This window comes from Desulfosporosinus sp. (assembly GCF_014237355.1).
Classification (GTDB): Bacteria; Bacillota; Desulfitobacteriia; order Desulfitobacteriales; family Desulfitobacteriaceae; genus Desulfosporosinus.
In genome coordinates, this window is sequence record NZ_JABZFS010000023.1 from 25,314 (window position 1) to 42,351 (window position 17,038).

Consider the following 17,038-nt stretch of genomic DNA (forward strand, 5'->3'; position numbering starts at 1 on the left):
GAGTTGCAAGGGATGCTTGATTTATGTAGTAGGTGCGGAAATTGCCAACAAATCTGCCCTCTATATGCGGAAGAAAAACAGGAAACCGCAGTGGCTAGAGGAAAGTTGCACTTAATCTCTCTCTTAATAGGGGGTGAGATAAACCCAAGTTCTAGACTTCAACAGATTTTGGATTTTTGTCTTTTATGTGGGAGATGTTCGAGCTTGTGTCAAAACGGTGTTCCCTCGGACATTCTTATTGTTTTAGGCAGGGCTTTGGTTAACCAAAGTATTCCAAAATTTAAACATAAGTTGATACGCTATATGCTCAGAAAAGAGCGAATGAAGTATTCTTTCCATGGTCTTTATTTTACACGCAAGATGAGACTTGATAAGCCCTTACAATGGGTTGGTAAAATGAAACCTTATTGGCCGTATTATAAGTCAATTACCTCAAATTTAAAAAAGCGGCCTCTTACGGAATTTTTGCCTAAAGTAACCGAGATTTCACAAAGCAAAAAACAAAAGGTTGGCTATTTCATAGGATGTATGAACAATTTTATCAATCAGTCAGTTGGGTGGTCCACATATAGTATTATCACGAAGTTAGGTTTCGAAGTTGTCGTTCCCGACCAAAAGTGTTGTGGTATGCCTGCCTGGACCAATGGGGATTTAAAGTTAGCTGAGGAGCTTGTACAATTGTATGTCTCTACGTTTAACAACTCAAGTGTCGATTTTATTGTAACCGATTGTGCTTCATGTGGACATTCATTAAAGCATCTACCAGAATTCTTCTTGAAAGAAGAGGGTAGACAGTTCCAGGCAAAAGTAATGGATATAAGTGAATTTTTATGTAACTATTTAGACCCCAGTTTTTTAAGATCTTACGAAGGAGCCATTTCATACCACGATCCATGTCATTTGCGTTATGGACAAAAAGTTATCGATCAGCCGAGAAATGTTCTTAGGCTCATTCCAGACCTCGAATTAAGAGAGCTAAATGATCCAGGATGCTGCGGGTTTGCAGGAACCTTTATAACTAGTCATATGGAGACCACTCAAACATTTGGAATGCAACGTGCAAAAGCAATTATAGATTCTGGAGTAGTGAAAGTTATAACCAGTTGTCCGGCATGTCAGTTACAATTAGACAAGAATTTAAAAGATCAGGAAAACTCCGTTGAGGTACTAAACCTAGTGGAGTTTGTTGATCATCTAATGAAATAGACCAAGTCACTGTTTATTACGGTGCCTTTCAGAAAAACTCGGTTCGTAGGATTAGGGCGATAAATTTCTACCAGACCCTTTTTAATTTTCGGACAAAAACAGAATTCACAAGGGAGGTACTGTAGCGAATCTGTGATTCGTTACAGCACCTAGCCTTGAGCAACGGGTCATTTTTAACTTTAACGCCTAGAAGATTCCCAAAATAACTGCAACCATACATTAGTCTAATGTCCGTTTGCATCATCCTAAACTGTGTCATCCTGAAGGAGGCACGACTGAAGGATCTAGATCCTTCGCTTTCGCTCAGGAGGATATTAACCTGAATTTATTTTCAGAGTAGAAATACAAAATGTCTAAGTGCATTTTGTGACTTATAGATTAACTTGGAACCGTTGAAAATCCCTTTGAAATAGATGAAAACCTTGGCGTGAAAATTGCATAACAAATTAGCAAAGAAAGAGCGTAAGAGGCCTTGATTTATACTTTTTTGAAGGAAATACGAGGGGGATGATAGGATGAGTGAAAAACTTGAAATTCCAGGACTAAAATCCAGAGCGTTAATTGAGAGAAAAAACAAGTGTACAGCGAGAGGGATCTCTCAGGGAACTCCTTTGTTTATTGAGAATGCTTCAGGTGCTGTGATGACGGATGTCGATGGTAACCAGTTCATCGATTTTTACGGTGGTATCGGGGTTTTGAATGCTGGTCATTGTCCCCTACCAGTTGTTAATGCTATAAAGGAACAAGCTGAAAAATTGATACATACTTGTTTTATGGCATCTATGTATGAAGGTTGGGTAGACTTGGCAGAGAAATTGATACAAATCACACCTATTAAGGGAGATCTTAAAGCAACATACGTTAACAGTGGTGCGGAAGCAGTAGAGAATGCCGTAAAAATTGCTCGTGCTCATACTAAAAGAACGGGAGTTATTGCTTTTGAAATGGCCTTCCATGGTAGAACAAATCTTGCTATGGGCTTAACTAGTAAGGTCAAGCCTTATAAATACGGCTTTGGGCCTTTTGCACCTGAAATCTATAAAATTCCTTCTGCTTATTGCTATCGGTGTTTTTATCGTTCCAACTATCCAAGTTGTGGCATGCACTGTTTAGAACAGTTCGAACGTTTCTTTGCTGCTGAGGTTGAACCAGAAACCATTGCCGCAATGATTATTGAGCCCGTTCAAGGAGAAGGTGGGTTTATAGTTCCACCTAAGGAGTTCTTGCCTGGACTGAAAACAATTGCCGAAAAATACGGTATCGTATTTATTGCAGATGAAGTTCAAACAGGTTTTGGTAGAACTGGCAAGATGTTCGCGGTTGAAAACTACGGTGTCGAGCCTGATCTAATAACAATGGCGAAGTCCATTGCTGCTGGCATGCCTCTAAGTGTAGTAGTTGGCAAAGCTGAAATCATGGATGCACCGGGGCCGGGAATGTTAGGCGGAACTTACGCAGGTAATCCACTCTCTTGTGCCGCAGGTTTAGCAACGATAAATTATATCGAGGAAGAAAAGCTTCCGGACAGAGCGGCAAAAATCGGAGATTATGTTGTAAATCGATTGAAGGTGATGCAGGAAAAATATCCGTTGATTGGGGATATCCGAAGTCTAGGTGCTATGATTGGAATTGAGCTAGTCAAGGATCGTGAGACAAAAGAACCTGCTAAAGAAGAAACTGCTCAGATTACTCAAGAATGCTTGAGTCAAGGGTTAATAATCATTTCGGCAGGAGTATTCGGAAATGTAATTCGGATGTTGATGCCGCTGGTGATCACAAATGAGCAGCTTGAGATAGCGCTTAACATTTTAGATGAAGCCTTTGACAAGGTTCAGAATGGAAAGAACTAATAAACCTGAGAAGGCACCCTTTGTATGCTGGAATGTTTCCATACAAAGGGTGCCTTCTGAATTATTATATGAAGCTAGAGTTGATTTCCTAAAAACTCATAATGAGCTTGTTCTATGGATCTGCCTAGTCTTTCAACTAACTCTAGGACGTCCGTTTCGGTAATAACTAATGCCGGTGACAATTGTAATCCGTCGTCAACCAACGGGCGTAAGGCCAATCCGTTTTCCCAAGCAATAGCTGATACACGCTTGGCGAATCCTATGTTTGATTTAAACTTGGTCCTATTTTCCGAATCTTGGACGAGCTGGACGGCATTCATTAGACCGATACCCCTAACTTCGCCGATACAGGGTAACATCAAGTCTCGAATTCCGGTACGCAATTGTTCACCTTTAACATGGGCATTTACTGCTAGGTTTTCCTCTTCGACGATGTCAATATTCTTTAAGGCTACAGCACAGGCTACAGGATGACCGCTGTAGGTATAACCGTGCATAAAAATGCCATGAGTTTTAATTGGGTCAAACACTCTTTCTGAAATTCCAACAGCACCCATAGGAATGTAACCGCTGGTAATCCCTTTAGCCATCATCATAATATCGGGTTTTACCTCCCAATGCATCATACCGAACATCTTACCCGTCCGACCAAAGCCGGTAATGACCTCATCAGCTATAAACAAGACGTTATACCTATCGCAAATCTCTCTAATTCTTTGGTAATAACCCTCCGGAGGAACGATTGCACCACCGGTTCCGATGACTGGTTCCGCTGTAAAAGCAGCGACATTGTCCTCGCCAAGTTCTAAAATTTTTTGTTCAAGAGCATCCGTACATTCTAAGTCACAGCTGCCTTGTTCTTTCCCCCAGGGGCAGAAGTAACAGTGAGGATGTTCAATGTGGTGGAACCCAGGAACTAGAGGTCTAAAGCCGTCCCAGAATCCAGGTAAACTGGTGGCACTAACTGCTCCGTATGAAACTCCATGATAGGCTTTCGTCCTAGCAATGATATGATTTTTGCTAGGCTTTCCCTGCAAATACCAATACATCCGAGCCAGTTTGTAAGCGGTATCATTGGACTCTGAACCTCCACTGGTAAAAAAGATCCTGGGGTTATCCATTGGGATCATGCCGGCTACTCTTTTGGCCACCTCTATGGCTAATGGATGAGAATAGCCATTGAAGGTTTGAAAGTAAGACAACTTTTTCATTTGTTGTTTGGCGACTTCTGCCAATTCAGTCCTGCCAAAACCAACATTATTCAACCAAAGACCTGAGCCGCAATCAATATAGGTCTTACCCTCAACACTCTTTATCCGAATTCCACTGCCTTCTTCAATAATCTTAGGACCACCCCATGATTCCATGTCAGCTATTGAACTTGTTGGATGTAGAAAATACCTCATATCATCCTTTTTCATCTGGTCGATTTGGTCCTTAGTATAGCCTGTCATTTTAATCACCTTCTCTTCTTTCAATATAAAAGCTCAAATAAGTTTTTCCAAAGGTGTATATTCTAAATTAAGTGCCTCGGCAACCGCAGCGTAGGTGACTTTGCCTTCAATTACATTCACCCCTAAGGATAAAGCCTTATTCTCTTTTAAGGCAGCTAAACCTTTATTGGCTAATAATAAAGCAAAAGGCAGCGTGGCGTTAGTTAAAGCAAAGGTTGACGTTCGAGCGACCGCACCGGGCATGTTTGCAACTGAGTAGTGAATAACACCATATCGCTCGTATATTGGATTTTGATGGGTAGTAACGTGATCAATGGTAGCAATAGATCCTCCTTGGTCGATGGCAACGTCCACAATAACTGAGCCTGGTTCCATTGCTTTGACCATTTCTTCTGAAACTAAACGAGGAGCTCTTGCTCCTGGAACTAAAACTGCACCAATCAGTAGATCTGCTTTCTCAACGGCTTTGGCAACATTATAAGTATTGGACATAATCGTAGTGATCCTATTAGCAAAAATATCATCGAGGTAACGCAACCTATCAGCATTCTTATCAAGTATAGTTACATGAGCTCCCATACCTAAAGCCATTTTTGCTGCATTTGTACCTACTACACCTCCGCCGATGATTACCACTTCTGCCGGCGGAACGCCGGGAACCCCTCCTAATAACATACCTTTACCGCCCTCTGGACACTCAAGGAACCGCGCTCCGATCTGAACGGACATTCTCCCAGCAACCTCGCTCATAGGGGTTAGAAGTGGTAAGGTTCCATTGTCCAATTGAATAGTTTCATAAGCGATGCCCACGACTTTTTTATTTATTAGTGCTTGAGTTAGCTCAGGTTCCGGTGCGAGATGTAAATAAGTAAATAGAATTTGCCCTTCTCGGAAAAGGTCATACTCTTGCGGTTGGGGTTCTTTTACTTTCATAATCATATCAGCTCTTTGGAACACTTCTTCAGGGCTAGGGATAATCTTTGCACCGGCAGCAATAAAGTGTTCATTGCTAATCCTGCTACCCGTGCCCGCTTCGTTTTCAATTATTACCTCGTGGCCTGCCTTGGTCATGGCCTCTACCCCGGCAGGTGTGATTGCGACCCTGTTCTCATTGTTTTTAATCTCTTTAATAATTCCAACGATCATACTTATGAGCCTCCTTTATTCTAATGAACCGTCTCAACGTCTAATAAATTACTAACAATGCAAAGTGCGTGCCAGCCTATCTATGGATTCAGAAACCATGTAAATGCTTAATTGCTACGAAAGCAACTTAAGCACTGTGTCATCCTGAAGGAGGGACGACTGAAGGATCTTAACTTGTGTGGAATAGTGCAGAAGTCAAGATTCTTAGGCTATGTCTCAGAAAGACATGTATAGTAAAAAGACGCGTAGCGTTTTTCTTAACTATGCATAACTGCATCTGAGGTATGGGCATATTTCTGGCCAAGCGCATATTTAGGCTTGCATTAGAAAAATGCATATTCGAATTTTTGTTCGTTTTCCTAGAATGAGATAATTTTAATATATAAAGAAGGAATCAATGGAGTTATATAGAATACTTTCCTAGTCAGAAAAGTAAAAAAATTCAAAATAAACTTGGGAGGAATATTTATGCTTAATCTTCTTGATTTTGCTTCCCGTGAGTTTATTGTATGTTCAAACGAAGCTAATCTAGGGTCTCTTATGGATGAGTTTATATTCGGACAGAACAAAAAGGTGATTATAGTCTTTAGTGAGAATGTTGTACATAGGGTATTGACCGTAAATGGACTTTTGCATGAACTTAGAGAAGGAAAAAAAGATATTATAACTAGCAAAAGTATTTCTATTTCTAATTTGAAGAGCGGAGTACCGTTTACTGTTGTTTCTAAAGACCTACCGATTGCAGAATTGAACAATAATTGTTCTGAGGTCATTATAATAGTAAACGATGAGAATTATCCTGTAGGATTTATTAATACACAAAGTTTACTTGATAAAATTTTAAATGATTACATTAATTATACTCCTGATATGAAAACAACCTTATTAGAATATGAAAAGATTTTTGAAAATATTGAAGAAGAGATATTTGTTACCGATCAAAATGGCTATATTTTGCGTCTTAACCCAGCTGCCGAAAAAGTATGTGGTGTTTTTGCCAGAGATGTAGTTGGTAAACATGTCAGAGAACTGGAAAAGGAAGGGATAATATCTTCCAGCATAACTATGCATGTACTTCACCAAAAGAAGAAAGTAAATATGATGCAACAATTAAAAACCGGCAAAACAATTATTAGTACTGCCATCCCTATTTTTAATGAAGAAGGTCAAATCGATAGGGTAATCTGCACATCAAAAGATTACCAAGAAATTATTAGACTAAAAGCTGAGTTAGATGAAAAGATTACAGAATTGGCAAGGAAAAATCAAGAAATCTCACTTTTGCGCCAGGAAATTTTCTCTAATGTTAACTTTATATATGAAAGCAAAGAAATGAAAAGTATAAGAGATACTATTTCTAAAATAGCACCATTGGATTTAACCGTGTTAATTCAAGGGGATTCTGGAGTAGGTAAGGAAGTTATCACAAAGGCTATTCATAATGCGAGTCCAAGAAGAAACCAACCCTTTATAAAAGTTAATTGTAGTATGATTCCCGAGAATTTAATTGAATCTGAGCTTTTTGGTTACGAAAGTGGGGCTTTTACTGGTTCTACAAAGGGAGGAAAAATTGGTAAGATTGAATTAGCGAATAACGGCACACTGTTTTTGGATGAGATTGGTGAGGTGCCACTACTGATTCAGGTTAAATTACTTGAATTTCTTCAAGATAGGGAAATTTGCAAGGTCGGTGGTACTAAGCGGATAAAAATAAATGCAAGGATTATTACAGCCACCAACCGCAATCTGCAGGACATGGTTGAAAAGGGACTTTTTCGAAAAGATTTATATTATCGGATTAATGTTATACCTATCTACATACCGCCTCTTAGGGAAAGGAAGGAAGAGATTCCTGTTTTAGTAGAATACTTCCTAAATATATTTAATCGTAAATACGAGATGAATAAAAAAATTGCCCCAGAAGCAATGCAAGCTCTGTATAATTACAATTGGCCTGGTAATGTAAGGGAATTAGAACATGTAGTTGAAAGGGCAATTGTTATAAGCGAAGCAGATGTAATTACCCATGAGTATTTACAGAGTTTATTAGAACGAAAGGCCAACTATTATAATATTATTTGTAACGAAATAATGCCCTTAAAACTTGCAAAAAGAAAAATAGAGGAACAACTAGTTAAGAATGCCTATAATATATACAAGTCTACTTACAAAGTAGCAAAAGTCCTTGAAATTGATCAGTCTACAGTTGTCAAACTTATGAAAAGATATCGCTGAAGCCCTAGGAGGGGATTAGAAGGAGAGAGCTCCTTCTTGTCCTTTTCGTTTATATATAGAGTTATTAGCTAATTTTAAAAGTATCATGCGCTCTTATTCTGCAGAATTGCATTAATAAGATGCATTGCGGCATTTTATATTAAGTCTTACCCAGAAGTCCATTAGAAACAATTTATACTAAATTAGCCAAGACATTTTAATGCTTACATGCATTAAATATCTAAATCATAAGTTGCCAGGTCCTTTAAATATTCAGAAATAACTAAATATTCAATAAAGGTTTAGAATGGCACAAAAGTTGCTAGTACTGTTATATGTACTCGGAGGTGTTGAACTTTGCAATTAGAAGCGGGATTTCAGGAGCTATACCATGGTGTTATGCTGGTAGATTCCAATGGAAGCATTGTAGCTTGCAACAAAGCAGCCAATGAATTGCTAAATATTGACGGCCAGGTCATAGGGAGACAGGCTAGAGAATTACTTCCAGATTCAACGATGTATAAGGTGTTAGAAACGGGAACTCCTGTAATTAATAATAAAGTTGACATTGGAGGCAGAGTAATTCTTTCTAATCATAAACCAATTTTTGAAGAGAGTAGGATCGCTGGAGTTATTACATCCTTTCAGGACATAACAGATTTGGATTCAGTGGCTCAGGAATTGGAAGCTACTAAAAAGCTTAATACAGAAATGGAGGCCATTTTCAACTCTTCTTACGATGAAATTTATGTCACAGACGGAGAGGGCTATACACTTAGAGTAAATAAAGCTGGTGAACGCTTTTACGGAATGAAAGCAGAAGAGATGATAGGTAAACATGTTTCGGAATTAGAGGAATTGGGGCTATTCTCACCTAGTATAACACCGCAAGTTCTGAGGACAAAGAAACGTACTACCTTAATACAAACTACTAAGAAAGGTCAAAAAATCATCGTTACGGCAAACCCTGTATTTGATGAAAAAGGCCAGATTATTCGTGTGGTTACGAACTCACGAGACATAACCGAGCTTAGCAACTTACGCCAACGCCTAGAAGATACTGAGAAGTTAATGGATAATTATCGATCGGAGATTGCAAAATTGCGTAAAGAGAGGATGAAAACATCCGAAATCATTAGTAAGAGTTCAATAATGCAGCAAATATTGGCGCTTGCTGAAAAGGTGGCAGGCGTAGATTCTACAGTTTTGATTGAGGGAGAGTCCGGTGTTGGTAAAGGTGTTGTCGCTCTGAATATTCATCAGTTAAGTAAGCGAAGTGAATTTCCGTTTATAACTATTAACTGTGGTGCTATTCCAGAAAATTTGATCGAATCAGAATTATTCGGCTATGATGGAGGAGCCTTTACTGGGGCTAAAAAAGAAGGTAAAAAAGGACTTTTTGAAGTGGCAGGTAATGGAACGGTTTTCTTGGACGAAATTAGCGAACTTCCACTGAATCTTCAAGTTAAGCTATTGCATGTTATCCAAGATAGAAAGTTAAGACGGGTTGGGGGAAATGAATTCATTGATGTTAATGCACGGATTCTGGCAGCAACAAATCGAAATATACCACGTCTAATTAAAGAAAGAAAGTTTAGAGAGGATCTCTATTACCGATTAAATGTTGTACCCCTAATTGTACCACCCTTGAGACACCGCAAAGAGGATATACCAGTCTTAATTGAGCATTTCTTAGATGCTTTTCTTGAGAAGTACGATTTGCACAAACTAATTGCTTCAGAGACTATGGAACTATTGATGAATTACCATTGGCCAGGTAATGTACGGGAATTAGAGAACTTAGTTGAGCGTGTAGTAGTGACAGTAGACACGTTGGAAGTATTGCCGATTCATTTGCCAGATTATATCTTGCACGCAGATGGGAGTAAGGAGAAAATTTTTGTTTTGGATATCTGTTCTTTGAAAAATGCGACAGAAGAATTAGAGCGACAATTATTAAACAAGGCTTTTATTAAATTCCATAATACGTATAGGATGGCTGATGCTTTAGAAGTTAATCAATCAACGGTCGTTAGGAAGATGCATAGGTATGGAATTCTTAAAAATAAACTACCAGTGCCTGCGAATCAGTTAGAGTAATTGGAATTCTTTAAATTATTATCATTTTGCTTAGCCAAGGTACTTTTTGAAGATTACCTAAATATGGTGCCTTTGTTAGTAATAGATCTTATGGAAGGGGGGAGATAGGGCTAGTTATAGAATATAAGCTCTGACATAATACTTGATCACCCCATAGCTCTCTAACAGATAATTGAGGAGGAAGAAACCATGTTTAAAAAACTACCAATTAGGCGAGCCGTAGTAGTGTTGGCTATCTCTTGTTTGATATTATCTTTAACTGGTTGTGGCGGTGCGAAAACTGGTGCTGATGCAGGTAATAGTGCCAGTACAGAGGCAAGAGACTATTATAAAGTAGGTGTAATTACATCCTTATCGGGAGCAGAAGTTCAAGGCGGGAATATCACTAAATATGGTTATGATTTGTGGGCTGAAACTGTTAATAATAAAGGCGGCATTAAGGTTGGAGATAAAGGTTATCAAGTTAAATTAGTCTACGCGGATGATCAAAGTGATCCTGCAGCGGGTGCCAATGCCGTAGAAAGAATGATAACCTCCGAAAAGGTAGATTTTATTCTTGGGCCATACACTAGCGGTGTGACAAAGGCAGTTGCTCCAATCCTAGATAAATACAAAGTACCCATGATTACAGGGTCAGCTGAATCACCATCTATTTGGACCCAAAAATTCAAATATACCTTTGGTTCCGTTCCTGCTGCTGATTTGACAGCAATTTCACCCTTGGAAACCCTTTCTAAACTGCCAAATCCTCCGAAGACAGTCGCCGTCCTTGGAGTAAATGATGCGTTTTCAAAAGCAGTTGCAGAAGCCTTCAAAGCGAGTGCTGAAAAAAATGGAATCACCGTGGTTAAGTTTGATGTTGTACCTGCTGGTACCGATTTTACTCCCTTAATTAGTGCTATTAAACAACTCAATCCAGATGTGCTTGCTGTAGGTGGTCATGAAAATGAACATATGGAAGTCATCAAAGCCTCTAAATCTTTAGGTTTTATGCCTAAGGCATTTGTTATGCATTATGGGATTACAAACCCGGACTTTTCAAAGAATCTTGGAAAAGACGCAGACTATACTTTTGGCGCAGCGGTTTGGACTCCTGATTTGGATCTAAAGGACGATTTGTTCGGTTCTGCTCAGGATTACGTCAAAGCTTACAAAGATAAATATAATGCTATTCCAGACTATACGGCAGCAGCATGCTCGGCAACTGGAGAATCCTTTTCAGCCGCATTAGCAAAGATTGGAGCAAAGCCACCACTTTCTGACCAGCAGAGGGAAGAGTTAACAAAAACACTTGAACAGATAGAGGTAAATACCTTCTATGGCCCCATAAAATTTGCGACTGATGGGAACTGGTACCATGATAACGTGGGTTTAAAAGCTTTAGTAATCCAAATGATTAACGGCGAACAAGTCATCGTTGGGCCAGAAGCAATGAAAGCTAAAGACCCAGTTTATCCAGTTCCTGCCTTCAATGTTCGATAACCCCCAATAGACTAATTTTGAGGAACCGAGGTTTCTCGGTTCCCTCAAATATTGGACAGGAGATGTTTTATGGGATTATTTATGCAAACTTTAATAAATGGTATCCTTATCGGTGGTATCTTTATAACAATAGCTGTTGGTTTCTCTATTTCCTATGGCGTTATGCACATTGTAGATTTTGCAGTTGGGGAATGGATAATGCTAGGTGCTTTTACCGCTTTTTGGCTGAACATGTACACTAATGTTGACCCATTACTATTAATCCCTTTCATTGCTCTGTTTTTTGCCTTGATCGGTTACTTATTTCAACCCGTAATACAGAAAGTGGTTAACATTAAGCACAGAAGTGCAGCTATGATGGCCTTAGCCTTCACGTTTGGTCTTTCAACGTTAATTAGAGGATCTGCCCTAACTTTATGGGGTTTTAACAATCGTAACCTAATTACAGTGTTATCGGAAAAGAATGTTGATCTGTTTGGCATTACCGTTCCTGCCATTAGAGCTGGGGCGACGGTGTTTTCTATCTTAGTAACGGCAGCTTTTGCCTATTTCCTTTATCGTACTAAGACTGGAATTACAATTCGTGCTGCAGCTGAGAATAAGACCGTTGCTGGTTTAATGGGGATTGACGGTCACCGCATCTCTCGGTTAGTTTATTCAATTTATGTTGGGTTAACGGCTATGTCCGGTGTCTTTATTGGATCAATTTTCTCAGTCTTTCCAGATATGGGTTTGCGTTATACCGCCTTTGCCTTCTTTGTGGTGGTTGCCGGAGGAATGGGTTCTTTCTCCGGAGCGATAGTAGCTGGTTTAATGCTAGGCTTAATATCAAGTTTTGTATCAGTCTACATGGGTGGTGCCTACGTTTTCCTTATCCTATTCTTCATCCTTTATTTGATTTTGGTATTTTTCCCCAAAGGTATTTTGGGTAAAGGCTGGTAGAAAGGAGAGGTCAACATGTTGAAAATAAAACAATTAAGTCAACCCAGAGTGCTCATATTCATTCTCTCCTTAATCGTCTTATGCACATTACCATGGGTTGTTTCATCCTTTATATTGAGAATAGCTACTGGCATAATGATGTGGATTGGCCTGGCCTTAAGCTGGAACATGTTAGGCGGTTACATGGGCTATATTAGTTTTGGTCATGGGGCCTCTTTTGGTGTCGGTGCCTATATGACGGGTTTGCTAATGATGCTGCTACATTTGCCGTTTTTTGTTGCCCTGATAATCTCGGGTGTTATCACCTATATTTTTGCTATGATTGTAGGTTATCCTACTTTGCGTCTAAGCGGCTCTTACTTTGCTATAGGCACTTGGGCCTTCGCAGAAATGATGAGACAATTGGTACTAGTTTTGGATACTACAGGTGGGCCAGAGGGCTTACGTTTGCCACCAATGCTTAACGATAATTTCTTTTATTTTGTTATGTTCGGTTTAGCTTTACTTGTTTTTCTTGCTGCGTATTTCTTTTTTGAAAATAGTGATTTCGGTCTAAAAGTTAAGGCAGTTCGGGAGGAAGAAGTTGCCGCACGTACTTTAGGGCTTAATACAACTTGGATTAAAAACCAGGTATTTGCTCTTAGCTCAATGTTTGCAGGAATCATTGGCGGAGCCTTTGCCTATTGGATTACGTATATTCACCCAGATAGCGTGTTGGGACCACTTATTGCTGATCAAATGGTTATAATGGTGCTCTTAGGCGGTATTGGGACCTTGTTTGGACCAGTTATCGGTGCAATTGTACTATACGTTGGAAATCAATATATGTTGGCCGCCTGGGGGCAAAGTTCTGCTTATTTAATTATCCTTGGGTTAGCGATCTGTTTAGTTATTCTCTTCTTGCCGGAAGGACTCTTAAGTTTACCTAGAGTTTTTAAGAGTACTACAAAAGGCGCCTTTGCACGTCTACTTTCACCTCCAAAAAAAACTAGGATCTAAACTAATGTTAAGCTAAGCACTTTACTAAGGAGGTCTGACTATGGAGTTACTGGAAATCAAGAATCTGCAGCATATGTTTGGCGGATTAAAAGCTATTTCCGATTTGAATATTAAAGTTAAACCGAGGATGATTTATGGAGTGATTGGGGCAAACGGGGCCGGTAAAACAACATTGTTCAATTTAATCACAGGCATATATCGTCCCACTGTCGGTCAGATTCTATTAGAAGGCAAAAGCTTAGTGGGTAAACAATCTTACGAAATCTCTCGTCTTGGAGTAGCAAGGACCTTTCAGAATTTGCGCCTGTTCAATGATCTTACGGTTATTGAAAATATCCATATTGGACAAATCTATACGAACCGCGGACGAGGAAAGAATAAAACGACTAAGGATCTGCCAGGTGAAATTAGAAGGCTATTAGAACTCTTTGGGCTTGATGAGCGTGCGACGGAAAAGGCAGGAAATTTACCCTACGGAATGCAGAGGAAATTGGAAATCGCCAGAGCTTTGGCAACGGATCCGAAATTATTATTGTTGGATGAACCTGCCGCCGGAATGAATCCAAAAGAGGTAATGGGCTTAGTTAATCTAATCAAAGAAGTAAAAAATCAATACCCTGATATAACGATTGTACTAATCGAACACCAGATGAAATTGGTAGAAGGTCTCTGTGAGTACGTTTCAGTTATGAATTTTGGCCAGATTATTGCAAATGGGATTGTCAGGGAGGTTCAAAGCAATCCAATAGTAATTAAGGCTTATTTAGGTGAAACGGAGGTGGGATAATGACCAAAATAATGGAAATTGAAAACCTCGAAGTAGTTTACGGTGTGATAAAAGCATTGCAAGGAATTTCATTTTATATCGATGAAGGGGAAATCGTGACCATTATCGGAGCAAACGGAGCAGGTAAATCAAGTACATTGCGAGCTGTTTCGGGAATGGTGCGTCCTAGCTCCGGCAAGATAAGGTTTAAAGATAAGGATGTTACTAATACTCCATCCCATATAATTGCTCGCCAGGGATTATCCCATGTTCCGGAAGGGCGAGGTATGCTAACTAAATTGACCGTCGAGGAGAATTTAATACTAGCTACCTATAACAGAAAAGATCATAGTCAGGTTAAAGAAGATATGAAAAACGTTTATAACCAGTTTCCCCGTTTGTCTGAACGAAAGAGGCAGGCTGCGGGCAACCTGTCTGGCGGAGAACAGCAGATGTTGGCAATTGCCCGTGCTCTTATGACGGGAGCCGATACTTTGCTCTTGGATGAACCCTCCATGGGTTTAGCACCTTTAATTGTTCAGGAGATCTTTGCAGTGATCAAACGCATCAACCAGGCTGGAAAAACGATTTTACTGGTCGAACAAAACGCTATGACCGCCCTACGCACTGCAAACCGTGCATATATCCTGGAAAATGGAACGTTACTGAAAAGTGGTAAAGCGAGCGACCTTATCAGTGATCCGGAAGTTAAAGCCGCTTATTTAGGTGGGTACTAATCCGTTTAAAAAAACTTTAGTTGATGGAAAAAGGGGGACAGGTGCACTGTTTCGTTTAAAAAAATTTAGTTGATGGACTAGAATGGAGGACGAGATGAAAGGATTTTTCGGTAGACTATTAAGAATTAACCTTACGACAAAGTCATACATGGTCAATGAGATTTCGGAGGAAATATTAAAAACATATCTTGGGGGGAAAGGCCTAGGTTCCTACTTGTTGTTAGAAAACGTAAGCCCTGGGGTTGACCCTCTTTCAGATGACAATAAACTTATTTTTATTGCTGGTCCTGCCTCAGGAACGCCGATGTGGGGGTCAAGCCGTTACGGAGTATATAGTAAATCGCCGCTAACAGGATTATATGGAGAATCCTATTCAGGGGGCAAGGTTGCACCAGTTATACGTAAAACTGGATACGATGCTATAATTTTAGAGGGAGCATCAGATATACCTCTTTCTCTAGAGATATCCGATAGCAAGGTTGAGTTCCGAAATGCTTCGCATCTATGGGGCTTAGATACCTACGAGACAGAGGATAGTATCTTGGCAGAGGTTGGAGTACCTGATGCCCAAGCCATTGTCATAGGTAAGGCAGGAGAAAATTTAGTGCGGTTTGCCTGTATTGAAAATAATTATTGGCGATCGGCTGGTCGGACTGGTATGGGCGCAGTAATGGGCTCGAAAAAGATAAAAGCAATTGTTTTTCACGGTCATGCCCAAGCAGAGATAGCTGACCCAGAGCTACTTAAGGACTTAATTAAGTCTATAACGGCCAAAGCAAAAGGAAATGCTGCTGTAAAAGCCTATCAAACTTATGGTACTACTCAAATGGTTAAAATCATGAACTGTTCAGAAACCTTTCCAACAAAATACTGGTCCAAAGGGGTTTACGAGAATTGGAGAGAACTTAGTGGGGATACTTTACTCGCTGAACATGAGGTTAAACCGAATGCCTGTCCCGCTTGTTTCTTAGCATGTGGCAAGCTTACAACCGTAACAAAAGGTAAGCATAATGGGCTGAAAGTAGAAGGCCCAGAATATGAGACTATCTATGCCTTTGGGGGGCTTTGCGGTATTAAGGATTTGGCTGAAATCCTTCACTTAAATGATCTTTGTGATAGGTTAGGGATTGACACGATAACGGCAGGAAATTTAGTAGCTTTTACAATTGAAGCAGTAGAACGTGGTAGAGTTCAAGCGGATTTGAGCTATGGTGACATAAAAGGGGTAGAAGACTTACTTAACGATATTGCCAATGTAAGAGGCTTAGGGGTTATCTTGTCCCAAGGGATTAAGTATGCTGCTAAAGCCTGGGATCTCGAAGATGTTGCAATACATGTTAAAGGTTTGGAACCTCCTGGCTATGACCCTCGAGTGCTTAAGGGGATGGGCCTGGCTTATGCAACTTCGTCTAGGGGAGCCTGTCACCTGAGGGCAACGTTTTATAAGGCAGAATTAAGCGGAATGATCGACCCGGCAATTATTGAAGGCAAAGCTAAAATGTTCATAGATTTCGAAAACAGATTGACCCTTTTTAATGCCCAAATCTTATGTGCCTTTTATAGGGACATGATCCTCTGGCCAGAACTTAGTCAATTAGTAAAGGCACTTACTGGTTGGGATTATACTCAAATAGAACTCGAAGAGATTGCCAATAGGATTGTAACTCTAGCAAAGGTATTTAATCTTCGTGAGGGTGCGACGAGGGAACAGGATACACTGCCCAAACGGATGTTCAAAGAGCCTCTGAACGAGGGCCGAGATATTATCAACGTTGAAGAACTTAACTATATGCTTGATGAGTATTACAATTTAAGAGGGTGGGATAGTCAAGGTCGACCTAAACAATATAAGTAAAACTCGTTCAAGTAAGCGAATTTCCGCTGACAGAAAGGGAGGTCAGAAAGGAAGGCCGGGTATTTTTGTCGTTTAAGCATTGAATTTGTAAAAGGATTAAGGTATGCTTCTCTTAGAAGGTTTGCATGGGGGGTAGATCGGATTGATCGCGTGGACTCTAAATTCACGTAGGCGGGTGAAACTCCCGCACTCCTCGCCAATAAATTGGATATATTTTTGATAACGTAACATAGTTCGGTGATCTTTGACACCGGGCCTTTTCTTTTTGTAAATCCACCACTTTGAAG

The 17,038-nt window shown here is 39.9% G+C and carries 12 protein-coding genes; 10 read left to right on the forward strand and 2 right to left on the reverse strand.

The features are described from left to right. The first annotated feature begins 12 nt into the window (after positions 1-12). Both HGJ98_RS05465 and gabT read left to right on the forward strand, forming a co-directional pair. The gene (locus tag HGJ98_RS05465) at positions 13-1,206 is read left to right on the forward strand and encodes a (Fe-S)-binding protein (RefSeq protein ID WP_291350126.1); all 1,194 of its coding nucleotides are present in this window, start codon (positions 13-15) and stop codon (positions 1,204-1,206) included. A gap of 515 nt (positions 1,207-1,721) precedes the next feature. Further along, positions 1,722-3,056 (forward strand): 4-aminobutyrate--2-oxoglutarate transaminase, encoded by a 1,335-nt coding sequence (gene gabT, locus HGJ98_RS05470; protein ID WP_291350052.1) that lies wholly within the window; start codon positions 1,722-1,724, stop codon positions 3,054-3,056. 74 nt (positions 3,057-3,130) lie between these two features. On the opposite strand, the gene HGJ98_RS05475 is transcribed toward gabT, so the two are convergent. After that, positions 3,131-4,510, reverse strand: a complete 1,380-nt coding sequence (locus tag HGJ98_RS05475) for an aspartate aminotransferase family protein (RefSeq protein ID WP_291350053.1) — start codon at positions 4,508-4,510, stop codon at positions 3,131-3,133. A gap of 33 nt (positions 4,511-4,543) precedes the next feature. Next, on the reverse strand, positions 4,544-5,656 hold the full coding sequence (gene ald / locus HGJ98_RS05480) for an alanine dehydrogenase (protein ID WP_291350054.1): 1,113 nt from the start codon (positions 5,654-5,656) through the stop codon (positions 4,544-4,546). Between the two features lie 468 nt (positions 5,657-6,124). Between ald and HGJ98_RS05485 the strand changes: the two genes are divergently transcribed. From HGJ98_RS05485 to HGJ98_RS05520, 8 genes are all read left to right on the forward strand, one after another. Beyond that, positions 6,125-7,891, forward strand: a complete 1,767-nt coding sequence (locus HGJ98_RS05485; RefSeq protein ID WP_291350055.1) for a sigma 54-interacting transcriptional regulator — start codon at positions 6,125-6,127, stop codon at positions 7,889-7,891. A 336-nt stretch (positions 7,892-8,227) separates the two neighbouring features. Continuing rightward, positions 8,228-9,970, forward strand: coding sequence for a sigma 54-interacting transcriptional regulator (locus tag HGJ98_RS05490; protein ID WP_291350056.1), 1,743 nt, complete (start codon positions 8,228-8,230; stop codon positions 9,968-9,970). Between the two features lie 189 nt (positions 9,971-10,159). Then, on the forward strand, positions 10,160-11,452 hold the full coding sequence (locus HGJ98_RS05495) for an amino acid ABC transporter substrate-binding protein (protein ID WP_291350057.1): 1,293 nt from the start codon (positions 10,160-10,162) through the stop codon (positions 11,450-11,452). Between the two features lie 69 nt (positions 11,453-11,521). Continuing rightward, entirely contained in the window at positions 11,522-12,394 is an 873-nt protein-coding gene (locus HGJ98_RS05500) for a branched-chain amino acid ABC transporter permease (RefSeq protein WP_291350058.1), read from the forward strand. Positions 12,395-12,409: 15 nt separating this feature from the next. Next, the gene (locus tag HGJ98_RS05505; RefSeq protein WP_291350059.1) at positions 12,410-13,393 is read left to right on the forward strand and encodes a branched-chain amino acid ABC transporter permease; all 984 of its coding nucleotides are present in this window, start codon (positions 12,410-12,412) and stop codon (positions 13,391-13,393) included. 40 nt (positions 13,394-13,433) lie between these two features. Next, positions 13,434-14,180, forward strand: coding sequence for an ABC transporter ATP-binding protein (locus HGJ98_RS05510; RefSeq protein WP_291350060.1), 747 nt, complete (start codon positions 13,434-13,436; stop codon positions 14,178-14,180). Next, positions 14,180-14,896 carry an ABC transporter ATP-binding protein gene (locus HGJ98_RS05515; RefSeq protein WP_291350061.1) on the forward strand — a complete coding sequence of 239 codons (717 nt, stop codon included), beginning with the start codon at positions 14,180-14,182 and terminating at the stop codon, positions 14,894-14,896. The genes HGJ98_RS05510 and HGJ98_RS05515 overlap by 1 nt, the downstream gene beginning before the upstream one ends. A 94-nt stretch (positions 14,897-14,990) precedes the next feature. Beyond that, a complete protein-coding gene (locus tag HGJ98_RS05520) occupies positions 14,991-16,751 on the forward strand; it encodes an aldehyde ferredoxin oxidoreductase family protein (RefSeq protein WP_291350062.1) in 1,761 nt (586 codons plus the stop codon). Positions 16,752-17,038: the final 287 nt, after the last annotated feature.